Below are 21,479 nucleotides of genomic sequence, written 5' to 3'. Positions count from 1 at the left end.
AACGCCGCCCTGAACGATTAATGCGTGACGTGACCGTGAGAACGGTGACGGGTGACAAAGCCGAGGAGGGCACACATCACAAACACCACGGCATAGAGCGCATTCGCCGTCGCCAGGGCGGCATGCACACCACTCTTCTCTACGATAGGCGCCGTTACCACAAAGGTCAGCATGGTGCCGACGGTGCCACAGGTCAGAATGAAGTTCACCAGTTTCGGCGAGGCCACTTTGGTCTGCAGCGAGCCCAGGGTAATGATGGTGGTGTAGATTGCGCTGGAGCTGAAGCCCAGAATCATGATGATCCATTTCAGCATGCCGGCATCGCTGCTGCTGACGAACCAGTACATCAGCAGGGTAGCCAGGCCTGCCAGCACCATCAGAATACGTTGCAGATCGAAGAAACGCAGCAGGAAGCTGAAGGCCCACATCCCGACCATATAGGCGGTCCAGAAGCTGCCGACCAGCTGTCCGGCGTTATCGATATTCATGCCCATGACTTTGGTGGCATATTCCGGCACCCAGGAGATGAAACCGAGCTGGCCCAGAATGTAGCAGAGTGCTGCTACTGCCAGCAGCAGTACGCCTGTACCCCATTTTTCTTTCTCAACCGTCGGGCTGTTCTCGGGCTTACGCAGCACCGGAAACTCCACGAACAGCGTCATGATGAAGATCGCGACGTAGATAACGCCAATGCAGACATAGACCCAGTACCAGGGCAGCTGGCGCGCCAGCAGAATGCCTGCCAGCACCGGAAACAGCGTACCGGCCATGCTGAAGAAGGAGTCGGTAAACAGCAGGCGTGAACCGCGCTGACGGCCTTCATACAGATGGGTGATCAGGAAGGTGCCGATCGACATGGTAATGCCGCTAACCACGCCCAGCACGAACATGCAGAGTGAAAAGACCGTCAGATCGCGACTGGTCATCAATCCGATTATCGCCAGCACCATCAGCACGAAGCCAAAAATCAGCTGACGCTTTAGTGGCACGATGACCATCAGCCAGGCGTTGAGGAAAACGGCCGCCAGGATGCCGCTATTAAGGAAAGTGAAGGTGTTACTCATGCTGGAGATGGGGATCTGGAAATCTTTAGCGATATCGCCCATTACCATACCGGTAACGATCACCAGCGCGCCGGTCAGGGCGTAGGAGAAAAAGCTTATCCAGGTGAGGCCAATACGATTACGGTTTGTCATGTTCTGAACCTGTTGAGAACCGGGTGCCAAAAAGTGTCAGAAAGTGTAAACGGAACTGTGATCTTAATAAACAAGCAGTGAAATAAGAGATCCATATTTCATGTGTTGTGTGATTTTAATCACGCTGTTGCCCAGGTTTATCGTTTGCTCGCGGTTTTTACCGCCACAGCGTAAATATAGGTAAAACGCTGGCTCATAGAATAGAGTCTCTCTACAATCAATCACGTTTTTGTGCCCGCTCTCCCAGGTAAGGAATCTTTCATGTTTAAACGTACTTTAGCAGCGGCCTTTACCCTGTTAGCCCTCTCTTCCGTTTCTGCCCAGGCGCTGGCCGCAAAAGGCGATACTCACGTTCTGCTTACCACCTCTGCTGGCAATATCGAACTTGAACTGAATAACCAGAAAGCGCCGGTTTCCGTAAAAAACTTCGTTGATTACGTGAACAGTGGTTTTTATAACAACACCATTTTTCATCGCGTGATCCCGGGCTTTATGGTGCAGGGTGGCGGATTCACCACCGACATGCAGCAGAAGCAGACTAACGCGCCGATCAAAAATGAAGCGGATAATGGCCTGCGTAACCTGCGTGGCACCATCTCAATGGCGCGTACCGCTGACAAAGACAGCGCAACCAGTCAGTTCTTCCTTAACGTGGCGGACAATGCGTTCCTTGACCACGGACAGCGCGACTTTGGCTATGCCGTATTTGGTAAAATCGTAAAAGGCCAGGATGTGGCAGAAAAAATTTCGCAGGTGCCGACCAAAGATGTCGGACCTTACCAGAATGTTCCGTCCAAACCGGTCGTTATTCTCTCCGCCAAAGTCCTGCCTTAAGCCCTCTGGTCGCCCTCTTCGGAGGGTGACGTCCCTGCCGCCCCCGGCAAAGCCAGAATTTGCTCTTATACTTAGGGCAAAAAACCTGAGCAGGAGGCGGTATGGCGAACAGACTCACCGAAAAACAGAAAGTCACTCTGTGGCAACAGCGGCGTAGCGCCAGCTATCAGGCCAGTTGTCGTCTGGAGGGCTTTGCCCCGAACGAAACCAGTATCAACAGCGATGATGCAGCAGCACGGCTGGCGTCCCTGAGGAGGCAATATGGACTCTAACAGCGCCGTCAGTCAGGATCCTTACCTGTGGCAGCAGGACAATGTGCTGAAAAACCTGGCCGATATTCACGATGCTGCACAGCTGCGCAAAGCAGAGCTGAGCTTCAGCGCGGCGCGTGCCGCTACGCTGGAACTGGGCCCGCGCAATCCAGGACTGCCCTATCTGCGTCTGATCCACCGCACGCTGTTTCAGGATATCTACAGCTGGGCAGGTGAGCTGCGCACCATCGACATCTGGCGTGATGAGACACCGTTTTGCCATTTCGAATATATCGAAAAAGAGGGCAATGCGCTGATGGCCGCACTGGAAGAGGAGAAGGGGCTGGCGGAGCTGCCGCGCGAGGAATTTATCCGCCGCATCGCGCACTACTACTGTGAAATCAATATGCTGCACCCTTTCCGTCACGGAAATGGTCGCGCACAGCGCATCTTCTTTGAACAGCTGGCGCTGCATGCCGGTTATCTGCTGTCGTGGGAAGAAACGGATGCGGAAAGCTGGAAAGCGGCGAATCAGGCTGGCGTCGCCGGAGACCTGGAGCTGCTGGAGCAGGTGTTTGCGAAAGTGGTGAGTGAGGCGGCGTAACCGCGTAGAATAGCGGCGCGGGTTATCACTCTGGATGGTTCATGCTGCTGCTTATCGACAACTACGACTCCTTTACCTGGAATCTTTATCAATATTTCTGCGAACTGGGTGCAGAGGTCCGGGTGGTGCGCAATGATGCCATCACGCTGGCGCAGATGGCGGCCTTACCGCTGACTCATCTGGTGATTTCGCCAGGCCCCTGCACGCCCTCGGAGTCGGGGATTTCACTGGCGGCGATCCGGCACTTTGCTGGCCAGCTGCCGGTGCTGGGTGTCTGCCTGGGGCACCAGGCGATCGCGCAGGCGTATGGCGCGCAGGTGGTTCGGGCTCGTCAGGTGATGCACGGCAAAACGTCCGCCATTCAGCACACCGGTCAGGGTGTGTTTCGCAATCTGAATAATCCCCTTACCGTAACCCGTTACCATTCACTGATTGTGCAGCGCAATTCCCTGCCGGACGATTTTGAGATAACGGCCTGGACGATGCGTGATGGCGAGCCTGATGAAATTATGGGATTCCGCCACAAAACCCTCGCGCTGGAAGGCGTGCAGTTCCATCCCGAGAGCATTCTCAGCGAGCAGGGCCACCAGCTGCTGCGCAATTTCCTGGCGCAATAAGTTGCCTTTGAGTGATTTTTTATGCATATTTCGTGATTATTATTTCATGGTTGCACAAACATCATTCAAATGGGGTCATCAATGGCAGCGGAAAACATTGCGGTTACGCGGGAGACGTTCGATAACGTTATTTTGCCTGTTTATGCACCTGCGCAGTTTGTGCCGGTAAAAGGCCAGGGCAGCCGTGTCTGGGATCAGCAGGGCAAAGAGTATATCGATTTCTCGGGTGGCATCGCCGTCACCGCACTTGGACACTGCCATCCTGCGCTGGTGGAGACGCTGAAGCGTCAGGGTGAGACGCTCTGGCACACCAGCAACGTCTTCACCAACGAACCGGCGCTGCGGCTTGCCAGTAAGCTTATTCACGCCACCTTTGCCGAGCGCGTTTTCTTCGCGAACTCCGGCGCAGAAGCCAACGAAGCGGCATTTAAGCTGGCGCGCTACTACGCCTGCAAGCGTCACAGCCCGTTCAAAAGCAAGATCATCGCCTTCCACAATGCTTTTCATGGCCGGACGCTCTTTACCGTCACGGTCGGAGGACAGCCAAAATATTCTGACGGATTCGGGCCTAAACCGGCGGATATCGTTCACGTGCCGTTCAACGACCTGGACGCGGTAAAAGCCGTCATCGACGATCATACCTGCGCTATTGTGGTTGAACCCATTCAGGGTGAAGGCGGCGTGATGCCTGCCACACAAGCCTTTATGCAGGGATTGCGTGAGCTTTGCGACCAGCATCAGGCGCTGCTGGTGCTGGATGAGGTGCAGAGCGGCATGGGACGCAGCGGCAGGTTGTTTGCCTATGAACACTATGGCATTCAGCCCGACATCCTGACCTCTGCCAAAGCGCTGGGTGGCGGGTTCCCGGTCAGCGCCATGCTGACCACCAATGAGATCGCCTCAACAATGGCACCGGGCGTGCATGGCACCACCTATGGCGGGAATCCCCTGGCCTGCGCCATCGCTGAAACCGCGCTGGATATCATCAACACCCCGACGGTGCTGGCGGGCGTGGAAGAGCGTCGTCAGCACTTTGTGACGGCGCTGCAGGCGATTGACGCGAAGTATGATCTGTTCAGCGATATTCGCGGCAAGGGCCTGCTGATTGGCGCGGCGCTGAAGCCTCAGCATGCCGGTAAATCGCGCGACATTCTGAATGCCGCCGCGGCAGAAGGGGTGATGGTACTGGTTGCCGGTACCGACGTGATGCGTTTCGCGCCGTCGCTGATCATTGAAACGGCTGATATCGAAGAGGGCATGCGTCGCTTCGCCACGGCGGTCGGCAACGTGCTTAACGGCTAAATCAGCGCTTCCGTAAATGCCGGATCAGCCAGCGGCCATGTTGTGGTCGCTGGCTCCACGCCAGTGATGAGATAGTGTGCATCACGCTCAGATGATCGAGAATGCGGCGCACATGCTGCTCCACGACCGTGACCGGCCCCTCACTGATATTTTCCAGCTCATCCAGCAGGTTGACCTGTGAACTTGCCCCATCATATTCCAGCCGCTGCTGGCACCGCTGCAGCGCGATTTCACAGGATTGCAGATAGCGTTCGGCCAGTGAGGCGGTGAGCATGGTGTGTTCGCGCGCCAGAATCGTCATCGCATTAATATGCTCGACAATAAACTGGCTGTGCGTCACCCACAGCCGCATATCTTTCAGATACTGAGCGTTGAACGCCGGCTCCTGCATTGCCTGATTAAGGGAATTGAACAGCGCATTGTGTGCCTGATTCACCTGCACACGCTGGTAAGCCAGCTTGTCCGGTGATTGCTCATTGCCCAGCAACAGCCGGAGTGCATCCTGATAGGTTTCCAGCGCATCATGCGCGTTCTGTCGCAGCAAGCCGCTCTGCCACTGCGGCCAGAGCCAGAGCATTCCGCCAAAAGCGATCAGGCAGCCCATCAGCGTATCCATCAGTCGCGGCAGCAGAAACTGTGCGCCGTTCAGCGACAGCAGCTGCAGCGAGTACACGGCGGTCACCGTGAAGCCGATCATCGACCAGCCATAAAACTGGCGGGTAAAGCGGTAGCTGATAAAGGTGATCGCCAGCATGATCAGCAGCACCAGCGACTCCGGCACCGCCAGACGCAGCGTGGCGGCCGCAATCACCAGCCCGGCAAAGGTGCCCAGCGCCCGGTGCTGGATGCGGACACGGGTGGCACTGTAGCCGTTCTGGCTGACGAACATAATGGTCATCAGGATCCAGTAGGGCTTGGGAATGTTGAAGAACAGCGCCAGCGCGCTGCCCAGCATCAGCATGACTGCAAAGCGAGCGGCGGTGCGCAGTGACGAGGAGCGCAGCGAGAGGTAGCTGCGCAGGGCGGGCAGCAGCGGCAGGCGGCGCTGGCGATCGGCCATCAGGTCGCGCTGATAAAGCGGTTTCTGCGTTCGCAGGACCCGGGCAATCCGGTTGAAGTGATACAGGCAGAAATGCCCCACCGGATTGTTGGGATGCTGATGCGCGATTTTCTCCAGCGCGCCGAGCTGTTTGTCCATTGCAAAACGTTCGGGCAGGCGGTGGTAAAGAATATTATCCGCCAGCACCCACAGCCGGGCCGAGATGGTTTTGGCATTCCAGCGGATCACCGCTTCGGCATGGCTCTGCTCGACCAGCTTCTGCACCTCTTCCGGCCGATGCAGGCTGACCGAGATATGCTCCTGCAGATCCAGCGCCACCTGAAAGGCGCGCGTCAGCCGCTTGTGGCTGTGGTCGCGGCTGGCCGACAGCATGTGCATCTGCTGATAACAGGTGTTGATCAGATCGACCACCTTCTGCTGGCGAGCCAGCAACGGCGGCAGGGCCTTTTCCGGGTCGGTCAGCTGCGTCAGCAGGGTATATTTGGCGTCGCAGTAGTTAGCCAGCTCGCGGTAGATCAGACTCAGGCTCTCGCGCATCGGCTGCTCTTTCCACAGCCAGAACCAGAACCAGTTAAACAGCCCGTACCAGAGCGTACCGCCAATATAGAGCAGCGGCGGAACATAGATCGGCATGCGACCGACCAGGCTCAGGGTAAAGATAGCGGCGATAAGGGTGCCGGGCAGCAGACGACCATGCAGCGGGCTGATCTCGCCGGTTACGCCGAGCAGCAGGGGCATGATCAACAGGATCAGCGGCAGCGGCACCGTCTGCAGAGTGAGCCACTGGATCAGGAAGCTACCGAGGGCAAACAGGCTGCCACCCACGATCAGGCGTTTGAAGAAGCGTTTATGCGGTGTATCCAGACCAGCGATGTTGCAGCAGGCAGGCACCAGCGAGAAGAGCAGGCCTTTTTGCAGGTCGCCAGTCAGCCAGCCCAGCGCGACCGGCAGGCAGAGCACCAGCGTCTGCCGCAAGGCGTAGTTCACTTCAGGATGGTAAATTATTCGACGCCACATCGGCTCAGCACAAACAATAACGGCGTGATGTTGCCATCACGCCGTGGGTGACAGGAATTAGCGGGTGCCGTAAACGACGATGGTTTTGCCGTGTGCAGAGATCAGATTCTGATCTTCCAGCATCTTCAGAATACGGCCCACGGTTTCACGTGAACAACCAACAATCTGGCCAATTTCCTGACGCGTAATTTTAATTTGCATGCCGTCGGGATGCGTCATGGCATCTGGCTGTTTCGCCAGGTTGAGCAGGGTCTGTGCAATGCGTCCGGTGACGTCGAGGAAAGCGAGATTACCCACTTTTTCGGACGTGACCTGCAGGCGACGCGCCATCTGCGACGAGAGTCGCATCAGGATGTCAGGGTTAACCTGAATCAGCTGACGGAATTTCTTGTAGGAAATCTCTGCCACTTCACACGCACTTTTCGCACGTACCCAGGCGCTGCGCTCCTGGCCTTCTTCGAACAGGCCAAGCTCACCAATAAAATCACCCTGATTCAGGTAGGAAAGAATCATCTCTTTGCCTTCTTCATCTTTAATCAGAACCGCGACGGAACCTTTCACGATGTAGTAAAGCGTTTCTGCTTTTTCACCTTGATGAATCAGCGTACTTTTGGATGGATACTTGTGAATATGGCAATGGGACAGGAACCATTCGAGTGTAGGGTCTGTTTGCGGTTTGCCGAGAACCATTCGCTATTATCCTCTGTTGTAATCGTGCCCAAAATACAGGGGGCAGTTTTCCCTGTCAGGCGGTGAAAGCTTCAAGCGTTTTCCCTTTCAGGAAATTATTCGGGCCGCATCAGGCGCAGTGCGCATCATTCTTCCCGGCTTCGTCATCGGGTGACGAAAACTATTTTCAGCACTGTTTGTAGCACAGCTTTAGCCGACTGTCTTCTGTTGTCTCGCTTCAGCTACAGGCGGATTTCTCCGGATTGCTGTTTACCAGGGGAAAGCGTACTCTGGCGACAAAACAGCGTATTCCGGAGTAAAAATCATGCAGGCAAGAGTGAAATGGGTAGAAGGACTGACATTCCTTGGAGAATCCTCATCCGGCCATCAGATCCTGATGGATGGCAATTCGGGGGATAAAGCGCCCAGTCCAATGGAGATGGTGCTGATGGCGGCGGGTGGGTGCAGCGCGATCGACGTAGTCTCAATTCTGCAAAAAGGCCGCAACGATGTGGCTGATTGCGAAGTAAAATTGACCTCAGAACGTCGTGAAGAGGCACCGCGAATCTTTACGCACATCAACCTGCATTTTATCGTTAGTGGCAAATCGCTCCAGGATAAAGCGGTCTCACGCGCGGTGGATCTTTCGGCGGAAAAATATTGCTCGGTCGCCATCATGCTGGGTAAAGGCGTGACAATGACGCACAGCTACGAAGTCATTGAGTTATAATAGCCGCAGGTTTTTTAACGTGAGTGGCCGTCCGTTATAAGACCTGACCCGGGCAGGGAATCCGCGTTGAGATTGTGCCTGCGCAGGAAATGGGGTCAGATCGGAACGTCGCCTGAGCCCATTGCTGGCCGCGCGATTGCGCATCTCATCCCTGATGTGCGCCCGTAGCCGGGCCAACGCATTGCGGTGTTCAAAAACGCGCCCGGCGTTTTGGTCCTGGGCGCGGGACGCTTTCCTCTTCTGCCCCGGTTCCCTGTGTGTTGAGCTAATGCACTGTCCGATCCTGTGTGCCCAGGTTTTGTCTGTAGCGACATTCCTGAAACCTGCGCATTCATTCCCTCACTCTATCCGTTTACCTTCCATCAGCCGCTTCACCAGCGGGCCCATAATCAGCTCCATCGCCAGGCCCATTTTGCCGCCGGGCACGACCAGCGTATTGATGTGCGAGATAAAAGAGCCCTGCAGCATCGCCAGCAGATAGGGGAAGTCGATATCTTCCAGCGCCTGAAAATGAATCACCACAAAACTCTCATCCAGTGACGGGATGGCGCGAGCGGCAAACGGGTTTGAGGTGTCCACGGTCGGGACGCGCTGAAAGTTGATATGGGTTCGTGAGAACTGTGGCGTGATGAAGTTGATGTAATCTTCCATCGACCGGACGACGGAATCCATCACCGCTTCACGGGAGTGACCACGCTCGCTGGTATCGCGTACCAGCTTCTGGATCCACTCAAGGTTAACAATCGGGACCACGCCCACCAGCAGATCGACCTGCTTTGCCACGTTGTGCTGCGCCGTCACCACGCCGCCGTGCAGACCCTCATAGAAAAGGATGTCGGTGTTCTGCGGCAGCGGCTGCCATGGTGTGAAGGTGCCGGGCACCTGATTCCACGGCACCGCCTCATCGTAGGTGTGCAGATATTTGCGCGACTGTCCCTGTCCGCTATAGCCATACTCTTTAAAGCTTCGCTCCAGCAGGCCAAAGTCGTTGGCTTCAGGGCCAAAGTAGCTGATGTGACGTCCTAAATCGCGCGCCTTACGGATCGCCATATCCATTTCAGGGCGGGTGAAGCGGTGAAAACTGTCGCCTTCCAGCTCCGCCGCATGAAGATTAAGCTGCTGAAAGATTTTGCGAAATGCGAGGCTGGTGGTGGTGGTTCCTGCACCGCTGGAACCAGTCACTGCGATAACAGGATGACGTGCAGACATAGAGAAGCTCCCTGTGAGATCGGGTAACAGGCATTGTTAGCATGAAATGGCTGTGGGCGCATCAGCCCCGGAAGGCGTTGCGCGGCATAATATTGACCGATTCATGCAGTTCCGACCACACCAGCACCACCTCACCGCTTTCCAGCTGGCGTCGCACATCCGCCACTTTGTCCAGCAGGCTGCGCTCCTGCTCGCCGTAGTCTGTGCCTTCGCGCAGGACAAAGGTTTCAATCAGGTTTTCAAGGGTCTCAGGCGAGACCTGTTGCCAGGGAATAATCACGGGATCAGTTTTCCAGAAAAGGGGCGATCCACTGAGGGATACGCTGTTCCAGCCACATTTCAGGCTGGCGTAATGTGCCGCCGACAAAACCCACGTGGCCACCGTGTGATGTCAGTTGATACGTAATAGTGGCAGATAATTGACTGCTCTGCGGGATCACCTCATCACTCATAAACGGATCGTCGCGGGCGTGCAGGATCAGCAGCGGTTTTTCTACCTGCTTTAACCAGGGCATGGCGCTGGCCCGATGATAGTAATCTGCCGCATCCCTGAACCCGTGGGCCCGCGCCGTAATGGCATCATCGAAATCGCGCAGACGCCGCAGCGCTTTCAGCTCCGTCAGATTGACCGGCAGTGTATCCGGCCAGGCATGCAGTTTACGGCGCGCGTTCTTCTTGAGCTGTGCCAGCAGATAGTATTGATAGAAGCGCGAAAAACCATGCTCCAGTTTTACGCTGCAGGGTTCCAGCATCAGTGGCGCAGAAACAATCACGCCTGCGTCGACCTCTGCAGTGGCGCCCTCCTGACCCAGCAGGCAGCCCAGCATGTTACCGCCCAGCGAAAACCCCACGGCGGCGGTGGGAACGCGGCCCCAGCGGGTGTGCAGCCAGCGCAGGAAAAAGCGGGCGTCATCGGTTTCACCGGAGTGATAGATGCGGTTCAGCCGGTTTGGTTCGCCGCTGCAGCCGCGAAAATGCATCACCACCGCCAGCCAGCCACGCGCGCGGCAGATGGTCATCAGGCCGTGAATATAGGGGCTGTGAAAACTCCCCTCCAGCCCGTGAAACAGCACCACGCGTGGCTTATGCTGCGCAGACTGCGGATCTTCACTCCAGGCGAGATCAACAAAATCGCCATCAGGCAGATCGAGACGCTGCCAGTGGGGTTCCAGCGTGCTGCGTCGGCGTAACAGACGCGGCAGCATCGTCTGCAGGTGCGCGTTACGCAGCACCGCAGGCGGCATGAACTGCTCGTTTTCCGGTCCGGAAAATTTCATGTGGTAAAAGCTTGTCTGTTCCATATCACACTGTTAGCTTCGAGAGGTTTTTTCTTACCGGGGCAGGGAGTACCCGATTGTCATGGAACTGAGTCTTTTCTTATCAATGCTGGGTTTTCTCTGGGTCGCGGCGATCACGCCCGGACCCAATAATATGTTACTCACCGCCTCGGGTGCTAATTTTGGCTTTATGCGCACCTTTCCACTGATGATCGGCATCATGATCGGGATGCAGGTGATGCTGCTGATGGTGGCCTTTGGCATAGGGGGGCTGATCCTGCTCTATCCTTCGCTGCATCTGATGCTGAAAATTGCCGGCAGCCTTTATCTGCTCTGGCTGTCATGGAAGATAGCGACGTCCAGCTATGAGAAGCTGGAGACTGATGCGGCGCCGGATGCGCCCATGCCGTTCTGGCAGGGGGGCTGCTGCAGCTGATCAACCCCAAGGCCTGGCTGATGGCGCTGGGGGCGGTCGCCAGCTTCAGCCTGGCGGGTGACGCCTATCGTCACTCTGTCATGGCGATCAGCCTCGGCATGTTTATGGTCAACCTGATATCAGGCGTTATCTGGATGGGATTTGGTGCGATGATTGGCCGCATCCTGCGCAGCCGTCGCGCCTGGAAAATCTTTAACCTGTCGATGGGGCTGCTGACCGCCGCCTGCGTACTGTTAATCTGGCACTGAGTCAGCTGGATGCGCGTTCAACGCGCGTCCAGGGCAATACCTCATGGATCACCGGCGCGTTAGGCTGACGGATCTTCTGCAGCAGCAACTGCACGCTGCGCGCTCCCAGTTCGTTCATCGGCTGCTCAATGGTGGTCAGCGGCGGGTTAAGGCTGCGGGTAAAGGGTACGCCATCAAATCCCACCACCGCCAGATCCTCCGGTACGCGCAGACCCGCCTCCAGCGCGGCGTGCACCACGCCGACCGCCAGCACATCGGAGACGGCAAACACCGCATCGGGTGGTTGCGGCAGCGCCATCAGTTCACGCAGCGCCTGACTGCCCGCTTCGGGCGTAATCTCATAGGTATAGGCGACAGCAGACCACGCATGACCCAGCTCGTCTATCGCCTGCCGGTAGCCTTTTTCGCGATGATGCGAGTAAAGGTAACGCATATCACCATTCACCAGACCGATGCGCTGACGCCCTTTGCCCGCAAGGTAGTGGACGGTGTCGCGTGCCGCTTCAAGGTGGTCGATGCTGACGGAGGAGGCGGGGATCGCAGGATCGAATTCACAGCACTGCACCCAGGGTGCACCCGCAATCAGCGCCTGCAGATCCTGTAAGCCGGACGCCGCATCCATCGTGATCACACCATCCACCACTTTGCCGGTCAGCAGGCTCAGATAGGCGGCTTCGCGCTGGAGTTGCGAAGCAGAGTTGCAGAGCAGGATATGGTAGCCATGCAGTTCGGCTTCAGCCTCGATGCCCTGAACCACGCGTGAACAGAAGGGGTTGGTGATATCCGAGATCAGCACCAGCAGCATGTGGCTCTGCGCTGTGCGCAACTGACGCGCCAGCAGGTTGGGCTGATAGTCGCAGGCAGAGATTGCCGCCAGAACTTTCTCACGCGTGTGAGGCTTTACGCCGGGATGCGCGTTGAGAACCCGCGATACCGTGGCTTTAGAAACGCCAGCCAGTTGAGCGACTTTCTCGATCGACATCAGATACAGAGACCTTAACAGGCAGTGATTGGGAATGCATATCAATAACACAGGGGCAATGTGAGCGCCTGACATTTTTGCTTACTTTAGCCTTTTTCAGCAATTGCGATTTCCGACTTAGTTTTGCAGATAGTGATCTAAGAACTTATTTCTATAGGGGATAATTTTTAATTCCTTTATGAAATTATAGCGCCCGTAGACACTGCCCCCACGATAAAAGAGTGGGGACGCGATCATGGCAGCAACACGTTTAACATTTTTAGCGGCGGCACTGGCGCTGCTGGCTTTCAGGGCAGACGCCGTTAATGTCACCGTCGCCTGGCAGACCTCTGCTGAACCGGCAAAGGTGGCGCAGGCCGACAACAGTTTTGCCAAAGCGAGCGGGGCCAGCGTTGACTGGCGCAAGTTCGACAGCGGCGCAGGCGTACTTCGCGCGCTGGCCTCCGGCGACGTGCAGATTGGTAATATCGGCTCCAGCCCGCTGGCGGTCGCGGCGGCGCAGAAGCTGCCGATCGAAGCCTTTTTACTCGCCTCTCAGCTGGGTAACTCTGAAGCGCTGGTGGTGAAGAAGAGCATCACAAACCCCCAGGATCTCATCGGCAAGCGCATCGCCGTGCCGTTTATTTCCACCACCCATTACAGCCTGCTGGCGGCCCTGAAGCACTGGGGCATTAAGCCGTCGCAGGTCCAGCTGGTGAATCTGCAGCCGCCCGCCATTATCGCGGCCTGGCAGCGGGGCGATATCGATGGCGCCTATGTCTGGGCGCCGGCGGTGAACGAGCTGGAAAAGGAGGGCCGGGTGTTAACCGACTCGGCGGAAGTGGGACGCTGGGGATCGCCGACGCTGGATGTCTGGGTGGTGCGTAAAGATTTTGCGGAGCAGCATCCGGAGATCGTCACTGCCTTCGCCCGCAGCGCGATCGAGGCGCAGCAGGCCTACCTTAACAGCCCTGATAACTGGCTGAAGCAGCCTGAGAACCTCAGTAAGCTCTCGCGCCTGAGCGGCGTGCCGGAAGCGCAGGTGCCGGGACTGGTCAAAGGCAATACCTACCTCACGGCACAGCAACAGGTTGAGCAGCTGGGCAGACCGGTCAATAAAGCGATCGTCGATACCGCGCAGTTCCTGAAAGCACAGGGCAGAGTGCCGCAGGCGGACAACGACTACAGCAGCTACGTGACTTCGCGCTTCGTCGCGCCACTCGTGAAACCTTAAGGAGGCACCATGCTGCGCATCGCTCACCTCAATGCACGCTATGCCGGACAGCCGGTGTTGCAGGATATCAACCTGCAGCTGGAGAGCCATGAACTGCTGGTGGTGCTCGGCCCGTCGGGCTGTGGCAAAACGACCCTGCTCAATCTGGTTGCCGGATTCCTGCCGGTGGAGTCGGGCAGCATCACGCTGGACAACCAGCCGGTGACCGGACCAGGCGCGGAGCGCGGCGTGGTGTTTCAGCATGAAGGTCTGCTGCCGTGGCGCAACGTGCTGGAGAATGTGGCCTTTGGTCTGCAGCTGGCGGGGATGGCGCGTCAGGCACGCGAGACTATTGCGCGAAAGCTTATCAGGCAGGTCGGGCTGGAAGGCGCTGAGAAGCGCGCCATCTGGCAGCTCTCCGGCGGTCAACGCCAGCGGGTCGGCATCGCGCGTGCGCTGGCTACCGATCCGCAACTGCTGCTGCTGGATGAACCGTTCGGCGCGCTGGATGCCTTTACCCGTGAGCAGATGCAGACCCTGCTGCTGACGCTGTGGCGCGACAGCGGCAAACAGATCCTGCTGATTACCCACGATATAGAAGAGGCAATCTTTCTCGCCAGTGAACTGATCCTGCTGTCGCCAGGGCCAGGCCGCATCGTTGAGCGGCTGCGCCCTGACTTTGGTCGGCGCTTTAGTGCGGGCGAGTCGTGTCGCAGCATCAAATCCGATCCGGACTTTATCGCCCAGCGAGAATATGTGCTGAGCCGGGTATTCGACCAGCGGGAGGCGTTTGCATGAGCGCATTCATTCATGACAAGTCTTTGCCGGTTCGTCGTCGCCTGCGCTGGCCTTTTTCGATCCCTTTTACCCTTAGCCTGCTGAGCCTTTCACTGCTGTTACTGATTTGGTGGGGCGTGACCGCGCTGGATCTGATCGCACCGCTCTTTCTGCCGTCGCCGCAGCAGGTGTTCAGCAGGTTGCTGGTGATCGCCAGCGCGCAGGGCTTTATGGACGCCACACTGTGGCAGCATCTGGCCGCCAGCCTGACGCGGATGCTGATTGCGCTGACGGCAGCGGCGGCGATTGGCATTCCGGTGGGTATTCTGATGGGGCTTAGCCCGGTTGCACGCGGGCTGCTCGATCCGCTGATTGAACTCTATCGGCCGGTTCCGCCGCTCGCCTATCTGCCACTGATGGTGATCTGGTTCGGCATTGGGGAAACCTCGAAGATCCTGCTGATCTATCTGGCCATCTTCGCGCCGGTCACGCTCTCGACGCTGGCGGGCGTGCGTAACACGCAGCAGGTGCGACTGCGGGCGGCGCGTTCACTGGGGGCGAATCGCTGGCAGCTGCTGCGCTGGGTGATTCTGCCCGGAGCCCTGCCGGCGATCCTCACCGGACTGCGTATTGGCCTGGGGGTGGGCTGGTCCACCCTGGTGGCGGCGGAGCTGATTGCCGCCACCCGGGGCCTGGGATTTATGGTGCAGTCTGCGGGAGAATTTCTCGCCACGGATGTGGTGCTGGCGGGGATCGCGGTGATCGCCCTTATCGCTTTTAGTTTAGAACTCGGGCTGCGCGCGTTGCAGCGTCGCCTGACCCCCTGGAGTGGAGAACAGTCATGAATGAACGTCTCAGTTTTACCCCGCTTGGTCCCTGGATTGGCGCGCAGGTTTCAAACCTGGATGTTTCCCGCCCGCTGAGCGATGCGCAGTTTGAGCAGCTCTATCACGGCCTGCTGCGTTATCAGGTGCTGTTTCTGCGCGACCAGAAAATCACGCCGGAACAGCACCGGGCGCTGGCGGTCCGCTTTGGCGATCTGCATATTCATCCGGTCTACCCCCATGCAGAGGGCGTGGAGGAGATTATCGTGCTGGATACCCACCAGGATAATCCGCCGGACAACGACAACTGGCACACCGATGTCACCTTTATCGACACGCCACCAGCTATCGCCCTGCTGGCCTCAAAGGTGCTGCCGGAAGCGGGCGGCGATACGCTCTGGACCAGCGGGATCGCGGCTTACGAGGCGCTCTCTGAACCTTTTAAACAGCTGCTGGCCAATCTTCACGCCGAGCATGATTTTAAAAAGTCTTTCCAGGAGTTTAAATACCGTAAAACGGAAGAGGAGCACCAGCGCTGGCAGCAGGCGGTGGCGAAGCATCCACCGGTGCAGCATCCGGTAATCCGTACCCACCCGGTCAGCGGCAGGAAAGCGCTGTTTGTGAATGAGGGTTTTACTACGCGAATCGTGGATCTTAGCGAGAAAGAGAGCGATGCGGTGCTGCGCTTTCTGTTTGCCCACGTCACCAAACCGGAGTTCCAGGTGCGCTGGCGCTGGCAGCCAGACGATCTGGCTATCTGGGATAACCGGGTGACGCAGCATTATGCCAATGCTGACTACTATCCTGCCCGGCGGGTCATGCAGCGGGCGACGGTGCTGGGCGACAAACCCCGCTAAGCGCGCTGCGTTCTCCCTGCGTGCAGGGAGAACGCCCGCATGTCAGGAACGCATCATCTGTTCGAGCTGTTCCTGCGCGTCGAGCCACGCCATCTCAGCTTCTTCCAGCGCCGATTTACTCTCCGCCTGACGCTGCAGCGCCGTGGTCAGATCGGCTTTACGTCCCGGCTCATAAATCGCACTGTCAGAGAGCTGCGCTTCCGCCCCGGCGAGCTGGCTCTGCCACTTGCTCATCTGCTTTTCCAGTTTCTCGATCTCTTTACGCAGCGGCTGCGTCTGGGTACGCAGTTCGGCATCACGGCGCTTCTGATCTTTGCGCGCCTGGGCGCTGTTGCCGTTATCCTGCTTCGGCGCGGCCTCCTGCTGTGCCTGCTGCTTTTGCAGGTCGCTCAGCCACTGCTGATAATCGTCAAGATCCCCGGCAAATACATCGACTTTGCCATCGTGCACCAGATAGAGGTCGTCGGTGGTGGCACGCAGCAGATGACGGTCGTGCGAGACCACCACCAGCGCACCTTCGAAGTCGATCAGCGCCTCGGTCAGCGCCTGACGCATATCAAGATCGAGGTGGTTGGTCGGTTCATCCAGCAGCAGCAGGTTAGGGCGCTGCCAGACAATCAGCGCCAGCACCAGTCGTGCTTTTTCGCCGCCGGAGAAGCGCGCCGTGTGTTCCGTCACCTTATCGCCACGGAAATCGAAACCGCCCAGATAGTCGCGCAGCTGTTGCTCCAGCACGTTGGGCGCAATACGCGCCAGATGCTGAAGCGGCGATTCGTCGGCCCGCAGATATTCCAGCTGATGCTGAGCGAAGTAACCGAGCTTGATCCCTTTCGACAGCCCGACCTTGCCCTCCATCGCCTCCAGCTCACCCGCCAGCAGCTTAATCAGCGTCGATTTACCGGCACCGTTGCGTCCCAGCAGGCCGATGCGCGAACCCGGCACCAGGTTAAGTTTGATGGCGTCCAGAATAATGCGATCGCCATAACCCGCGGTAACCTTCTCCATCTTCAGCAGCGGATTAGGCAGATTTTCCGGCTTGCGGAAGGTGAAGCTGAACGGGTTATCGACATGGGCGGGCGCGATCATCTCCATGCGTTCCAGCATCTTAATGCGGCTCTGTGCCTGCTTCGCCTTGGTAGCCTGAGCGCGGAAACGGTCGATATAGCTTTGCAGGTGCGTCACTTTCTGCTGCTGGCTCTCATACAGCGACTGCTGCTGCGCCAGTTTGGCGACGCGCTGCCGCTCAAAGGAGCTGTAGTTGCCGGTATATTCGAACATCGATGCCTGTTCGATATGAATGATTTTGTCGACGACCGGATCGAGAAAATCACGATCGTGTGAGATCAGGATCAGCGTGCCTTCATAACTCTTCAGCCAGCGCTCCAGCCAGATCACGGCATCGAGATCCAGGTGGTTGGTCGGTTCATCCAGCAGCAGCAGGTCAGAGCGGCAAATCAGCGCCTGCGCCAGGTTGAGTCGCATGCGCCAGCCACCCGAGAAGTCGCTGACCGGGCGTTGCAGCTGCTCCTGACTGAAGCCCAGACCGTGCAGCAGGCTTGAGGCGCGTGCATGGATGCTCCACGCCTGCACTGCATCCAGTTTGCCATGCAGCAGTGCGATGGCATTGCCATCGTCACGCTGATTCGCGTCCGCCAGTTCTGCCTCCAGCTGGCGATAGACGCGATCACCGTCAATGACGTACTCCAGCGCGGCTTTGTCGAGCGCCGGAGTTTCCTGATTCACCCAGGCCAGCGCCCAGTGCGCCGGAAGGGTGACGGTGCCGGCATCGCTGGTGATTTCACCTTTTAACAGCGACAGCAGCGTGGATTTACCACAGCCGTTTTTCCCCACCAGCCCGACCTTCTGACCCGGATTGATGGTAGCGGTGGCGTTGTCGAGCAGGACGCGGATGCCGCGGCGAATTTGTAAGGCAGAGAAGACAATCATGTAAGCGCCGTATCGTCAGAATATGTTAATTTACTGGCAACATAATGAGATTTTGCTGCGTCGTGCATGGTAGCGGAAAACCGCCTCAATGACGACGCTTTGGAGGGAAAGGATGTCGCAGCCACCCAGGGTATTACTGCTTTTTGCTCATCCGGAATTACAGGATTCGGTGGCTAACCGGATTCTGCTGCAGCCGGCTCAGGCGCTGGAACATGTCACCGTGCACGATCTGTACGCGACCTATCCGGATTTTTTTATTGATATTCACCACGAACAGCAGCTGCTGCGTGAGCATGATGTCATTATTTTTCAACATCCGCTCTATACCTATAGCTGTCCGGCCTTGCTGAAAGAGTGGCTGGATCGCGTGTTGTCACGTGGCTTTGCTAACGGCGTGGATGGCAACGCGCTGGAAGGGAAGTACTGGCGCAGCGTCGTCACCACCGGAGAGCCGGAAAGTGCCTTTAAACAGCAGGGCCTGAACCGCTATTCGCTTAATGACATTATGCGTCCTTTTGAGCTGACCGCGCAGATGTGCCGGATGCACTGGATGCCGCCGATGATCGTCTACTGGGCGCGTCGTCAGGGGCCGGAATTAATGAAAAACTACGCCCGCGCCTATGGCGACTGGCTGGCAGCACCGCTGCCGAACGGAGGAGTATAGATGGAAGGACAAACGCTGCTGACCGCCGGGGTGATCTATCTGGTCGCGGCGGTCTTACTGGTACCGGTCGCCGCTCGCCTGGGGATTGGTGCCGTGCTGGGCTATCTGGTCGCGGGTATCGCTATCGGCCCGTGGGGATTAGGCTTTATCAGTGACGTCGAAGAGATTCTTCATTTTTCTGAGCTGGGTGTGGTCTTCCTGATGTTTATCATCGGGCTGGAGCTGAATCCGGCAAAGCTGTGGGCGCTGCGCCGCTCCATTTTTGGAGTCGGCGCAGCGCAGGTGATCTTCTCTGCCGCGATACTCGGCGGTTTGTTATGGCTCACTGACTTTAGCTGGCAGGCGGCGATCATTGGCGGCATCGGACTGGCGATGTCCTCGACCGCCATGGCGCTGCAGCTGATGATGGACAAGGGCATGAACCGCAGCGAAGCGGGGCAACTGGGCTTCTCGGTGCTGCTGTTTCAGGATATCGCGGTTATTCCTGCGCTGGCGCTGATCCCGCTACTGGCGGGCACCGACAGCGGCCACATCGACTGGATGAAAGTCGGCATGAAGGTCGTGGCCTTCGCCGGGATGCTGGTGGGCGGACGCTATCTGCTGCGGCCCATCTTCCGCTACATCGCTGCATCGGGTGTGCGCGAGGTCTTTACGGCGGCGTCGCTGCTGCTGGTCCTGGGCTCGGCGCTCTTTATGGATGCACTGGGGCTGTCGATGGCGCTGGGCACCTTTATCGCCGGTATCCTGCTGGCGGAGAGCGAGTATCGTCACGAGCTGGAAGTCGCGATCGAGCCGTTTAAAGGGTTACTGCTGGGGCTGTTCTTTATCTCGGTGGGCATGGCACTCAACCTCGGGGTGCTCTATACCCATATTGTGACCATTCTGCTGGGCGTGATCACGCTGGTGGCTGTAAAAACGGTGGTGCTCTATCTGCTGGCCCGTATTTATGGCCTGCGCAGCTCCGAGCGGCAGCAGTTTGCGGGCGTGCTGAGCCAGGGAGGCGAGTTCGCTTTCGTGCTTTTTTCTGCGGCGTCGTCGGCAAAACTGTTTGCCGGCGATCAGTTGCCGATGCTGCTGGTCACCGTCACGCTGTCGATGATGACCACGCCGCTGCTGATGCAGGGGATCGATCGTCTGCTGGCGCGACGCTTTAACGAGCCGGACGACGAGGCTGAAAAGCATTTTGTTGAAGACGATCAGCCGCAGGTAATCGTGGTGGGCTTTGGTCGCTTCGGTCAGGTGGTGGGGCGTCTGCTGATGGCGAATAACAAACGCATCACCGTGCTGGAGCGCGACATCAGTGCGGTCAACCTGATGCGCAAATATGGCTATAAGGTCTATTACGGCGACGCTACCGAGCTTGAACTGCTGCGGGCCGCTGGTGCGGCCAGCGCCCAGTCAATAGTGATTACCTGTAGCGAACCGGAAGATGTGATGACAATCGTGCAGCTCTGCCAGCAGCACTTTCCGCAGTTGCAGATTCAGGCGCGTGCCCGTGGACGTGTGGAAGCACATGAGCTGTTACAGGCCGGCGTAACGCAGTTCTCGCGAGAAACCTTCTCCAGTGCGCTGGAGCTGGGGCGCAAAACATTGATGTCGCTGGGGATGCATCCGCATCAGGCGCACCGCGCCCAGCAGCATTTCCGCCGGCTTGATATGCGGATGCTGCGCGAGCTGATGCCGAACCCGGCTGAAAGCGCACAGGCTTCACGCGTTCGTGAAGCACGGCGTGAACTGGAAGATATCTTCCAGCGTGAAATGCAGCGTGAGAAGCGGCAGATCGACGGCTGGGACGATGACCAATAACCTCTTTAGACAGGCAGAAGCTGATGCGTAAACGTTTTATTGCAGGTGCGACATGTCCGCACTGCCAGGAGAAGGACACGCTGGCGATGTGGCGTGAGAATAATGTTGATGTGGTGGAGTGCGTGAAATGTGGTCATCAGATGCGTGAGGCCGACAAGCAGGCCCGCGATCAGGTCCGCACGAATGAGCAGGTTATCGGTATTTTCCATCCGGAATAGCGCAAACGACCAGCTTTTTTCACGCGTAAACTTACAGCGGCATTGAATTCCGTTACAATTGACGCCATTAAGGCTGGAGTCGCAAGAGAAAGTGAAATCCCTCTTGCACTCAGCCCCGAACCTTTCTGGTTGGTGTTATTGCACGCAAGAATAGACCAATGAGACGGGATCTCAGTTCTCAACGGTTAGGAGATATCATGAAAGTAGCAAAAGACCTGGTGGTAAGCCTGGCCTATCAGGTACGTACAGAAGACGGCGTGTTAGTTGACGAGTCACCGGTGAGCGCACCGTTAGACTACCTGCACGGTCATGGTTCCCTGATTTCTGGTCTGGAAAATGCGCTGGAAAACCACGTTGCCGGCGACAAGTTTGACGTGCATATCCCGGCAAACGACGCTTACGGTCAGTATGACGATAACCTGGTGCAGCGCGTTCCTAAAGACGTCTTCATGGGCGTGGATGAACTGCAGGTTGGCATGCGCTTCCTGGCAGAAACCGATCAGGGGCCGGTACCGGTAGAAATCACCGAAGTGGAAGACGATCACGTCGTGGTTGATGGTAACCACATGCTGGCGGGTCAGAACCTGAACTTCAACGTTGAAGTGGTCGCTATCCGTGAAGCCACACCAGAAGAACTGGCTCATGGCCATGTTCATGGTGCTGATGGCCATCATCACGATCACGGTCATGATCACGACCACGATCACGGTAAAGGCGGTTGTGGCACAGGCGGCTGTGGCTGCAGCCACTAAGTCCTGACAG

22 protein-coding genes and 1 pseudogene are annotated in these 21,479 nt (G+C 57.5%); 15 read left to right on the top strand and 8 right to left on the bottom strand.

Annotated features, from left to right (window positions below):
• Positions 1 to 17 precede the first annotated feature (17 nt).
• Positions 18 to 1,196: an MFS transporter TsgA gene (gene tsgA / locus ACLHDD_RS13940; RefSeq protein ID WP_427104553.1), complete on the bottom strand. Its 1,179-nt coding sequence runs from the start codon at positions 1,194 to 1,196 to the stop codon at positions 18 to 20.
• Between the two features lie 261 nt (positions 1,197 to 1,457).
• Between tsgA and ppiA the strand changes: the two genes are divergently transcribed.
• From ppiA to argD, 5 genes are all read left to right on the top strand, one after another.
• On the top strand, positions 1,458 to 2,030 hold the full coding sequence (gene ppiA, locus ACLHDD_RS13935; protein WP_313655094.1) for a peptidylprolyl isomerase A: 573 nt from the start codon (positions 1,458 to 1,460) through the stop codon (positions 2,028 to 2,030).
• A gap of 101 nt (positions 2,031 to 2,131) precedes the next feature.
• A complete protein-coding gene (locus tag ACLHDD_RS13930) occupies positions 2,132 to 2,302 on the top strand; it encodes a YhfG family protein (RefSeq protein ID WP_427104552.1) in 171 nt (56 codons plus the stop codon).
• A complete protein-coding gene (locus tag ACLHDD_RS13925) occupies positions 2,292 to 2,885 on the top strand; it encodes a putative adenosine monophosphate-protein transferase Fic (RefSeq protein WP_427104551.1) in 594 nt (197 codons plus the stop codon). The genes ACLHDD_RS13930 and ACLHDD_RS13925 overlap by 11 nt, the downstream gene beginning before the upstream one ends.
• Before the next feature lie 41 nt (positions 2,886 to 2,926).
• Positions 2,927 to 3,502, top strand: coding sequence for an aminodeoxychorismate/anthranilate synthase component II (locus tag ACLHDD_RS13920; RefSeq protein WP_427104550.1), 576 nt, complete (start codon positions 2,927 to 2,929; stop codon positions 3,500 to 3,502).
• Between the two features lie 81 nt (positions 3,503 to 3,583).
• Positions 3,584 to 4,804 (top strand): bifunctional acetylornithine/succinyldiaminopimelate transaminase, encoded by a 1,221-nt coding sequence (gene argD / locus ACLHDD_RS13915; protein WP_427104549.1) that lies wholly within the window; start codon positions 3,584 to 3,586, stop codon positions 4,802 to 4,804.
• Position 4,805: 1 nt separating this feature from the next.
• On the opposite strand, the gene ACLHDD_RS13910 is transcribed toward argD, so the two are convergent.
• Positions 4,806 to 6,881: a YccS/YhfK family putative transporter gene (locus ACLHDD_RS13910; protein WP_427104548.1), complete on the bottom strand. Its 2,076-nt coding sequence runs from the start codon at positions 6,879 to 6,881 to the stop codon at positions 4,806 to 4,808.
• 57 nt (positions 6,882 to 6,938) lie between these two features.
• On the bottom strand, positions 6,939 to 7,571 hold the full coding sequence (gene crp, locus ACLHDD_RS13905; RefSeq protein WP_003852956.1) for a cAMP-activated global transcriptional regulator CRP: 633 nt from the start codon (positions 7,569 to 7,571) through the stop codon (positions 6,939 to 6,941).
• Between the two features lie 304 nt (positions 7,572 to 7,875).
• On the opposite strand from crp, the gene ACLHDD_RS13900 reads away from it, so the two are divergent.
• On the top strand, positions 7,876 to 8,280 hold the full coding sequence (locus tag ACLHDD_RS13900) for an OsmC family protein (protein WP_427104547.1): 405 nt from the start codon (positions 7,876 to 7,878) through the stop codon (positions 8,278 to 8,280).
• Positions 8,281 to 8,619: 339 nt separating this feature from the next.
• Here the strand turns inward: ACLHDD_RS13900 and ACLHDD_RS13895 are convergent, their stop codons facing one another.
• From ACLHDD_RS13895 to ACLHDD_RS13885, 3 genes are all read right to left on the bottom strand, one after another.
• A complete protein-coding gene (locus ACLHDD_RS13895; RefSeq protein WP_427104546.1) occupies positions 8,620 to 9,489 on the bottom strand; it encodes a phosphoribulokinase in 870 nt (289 codons plus the stop codon).
• A gap of 61 nt (positions 9,490 to 9,550) precedes the next feature.
• The gene (locus ACLHDD_RS13890) at positions 9,551 to 9,769 is read right to left on the bottom strand and encodes a YheU family protein (protein ID WP_111139709.1); all 219 of its coding nucleotides are present in this window, start codon (positions 9,767 to 9,769) and stop codon (positions 9,551 to 9,553) included.
• A 4-nt stretch (positions 9,770 to 9,773) separates the two neighbouring features.
• Positions 9,774 to 10,790 (bottom strand): hydrolase, encoded by a 1,017-nt coding sequence (locus ACLHDD_RS13885; RefSeq protein ID WP_427104545.1) that lies wholly within the window; start codon positions 10,788 to 10,790, stop codon positions 9,774 to 9,776.
• Positions 10,791 to 10,848: 58 nt separating this feature from the next.
• Between ACLHDD_RS13885 and ACLHDD_RS13880 the strand changes: the two are divergent.
• Positions 10,849 to 11,450, top strand: a pseudogene (locus ACLHDD_RS13880) (LysE family translocator).
• A gap of 1 nt (position 11,451) precedes the next feature.
• On the opposite strand, the gene ACLHDD_RS13875 reads toward ACLHDD_RS13880, so the two are convergent.
• Positions 11,452 to 12,432, bottom strand: a complete 981-nt coding sequence (locus ACLHDD_RS13875; RefSeq protein WP_427104544.1) for a LacI family DNA-binding transcriptional regulator — start codon at positions 12,430 to 12,432, stop codon at positions 11,452 to 11,454.
• Between the two features lie 235 nt (positions 12,433 to 12,667).
• Here ACLHDD_RS13875 and tauA point away from each other — a divergent pair, with 235 nt between their 5' ends.
• The 4 genes from tauA to tauD are packed head-to-tail and all read left to right on the top strand — an operon-like array spanning position 12,668 to position 16,082.
• Positions 12,668 to 13,645, top strand: a complete 978-nt coding sequence (gene tauA / locus ACLHDD_RS13870; RefSeq protein WP_427104543.1) for a taurine ABC transporter substrate-binding protein — start codon at positions 12,668 to 12,670, stop codon at positions 13,643 to 13,645.
• Positions 13,646 to 13,654: 9 nt separating this feature from the next.
• Entirely contained in the window at positions 13,655 to 14,422 is a 768-nt protein-coding gene (tauB, locus tag ACLHDD_RS13865) for a taurine ABC transporter ATP-binding subunit (protein ID WP_427104542.1), read from the top strand.
• Complete coding sequence (tauC, locus tag ACLHDD_RS13860; RefSeq protein WP_427104541.1) at positions 14,419 to 15,246, top strand: taurine ABC transporter permease TauC; 828 nt, start codon at positions 14,419 to 14,421, stop codon at positions 15,244 to 15,246. The genes tauB and tauC overlap by 4 nt, the downstream gene beginning before the upstream one ends.
• Complete coding sequence (tauD, locus tag ACLHDD_RS13855) at positions 15,243 to 16,082, top strand: taurine dioxygenase (RefSeq protein WP_427104540.1); 840 nt, start codon at positions 15,243 to 15,245, stop codon at positions 16,080 to 16,082. The genes tauC and tauD overlap by 4 nt, the downstream gene beginning before the upstream one ends.
• 42 nt (positions 16,083 to 16,124) lie before the next feature.
• Here the strand turns inward: tauD and ACLHDD_RS13850 are convergent, their stop codons facing one another.
• Positions 16,125 to 18,029: an ABC transporter ATP-binding protein gene (locus ACLHDD_RS13850; protein WP_427104539.1), complete on the bottom strand. Its 1,905-nt coding sequence runs from the start codon at positions 18,027 to 18,029 to the stop codon at positions 16,125 to 16,127.
• A gap of 112 nt (positions 18,030 to 18,141) precedes the next feature.
• Here ACLHDD_RS13850 and kefG point away from each other — a divergent pair, with 112 nt between their 5' ends.
• From kefG to slyD, 4 genes are all read left to right on the top strand, one after another.
• Complete coding sequence (gene kefG, locus ACLHDD_RS13845) at positions 18,142 to 18,693, top strand: glutathione-regulated potassium-efflux system ancillary protein KefG (RefSeq protein WP_111139700.1); 552 nt, start codon at positions 18,142 to 18,144, stop codon at positions 18,691 to 18,693.
• Positions 18,694 to 20,499, top strand: coding sequence for a glutathione-regulated potassium-efflux system protein KefB (gene kefB, locus ACLHDD_RS13840; protein ID WP_427104538.1), 1,806 nt, complete (start codon positions 18,694 to 18,696; stop codon positions 20,497 to 20,499).
• A 23-nt stretch (positions 20,500 to 20,522) separates the two neighbouring features.
• Positions 20,523 to 20,717, top strand: a complete 195-nt coding sequence (locus ACLHDD_RS13835; protein ID WP_010253033.1) for a YheV family putative zinc ribbon protein — start codon at positions 20,523 to 20,525, stop codon at positions 20,715 to 20,717.
• 197 nt (positions 20,718 to 20,914) lie between these two features.
• Positions 20,915 to 21,469, top strand: coding sequence for a peptidylprolyl isomerase (gene slyD, locus ACLHDD_RS13830; protein ID WP_033734137.1), 555 nt, complete (start codon positions 20,915 to 20,917; stop codon positions 21,467 to 21,469).
• Positions 21,470 to 21,479: the final 10 nt, after the last annotated feature.

Source organism: Pantoea sp. NSTU24 (assembly GCF_050157905.1).
Classification (GTDB): Bacteria; Pseudomonadota; Gammaproteobacteria; order Enterobacterales; family Enterobacteriaceae; genus Pantoea.
The sequence above is the reverse complement of the archived record's forward strand: the minus strand, read 5'-3'. Positions and strand labels throughout refer to the sequence as shown.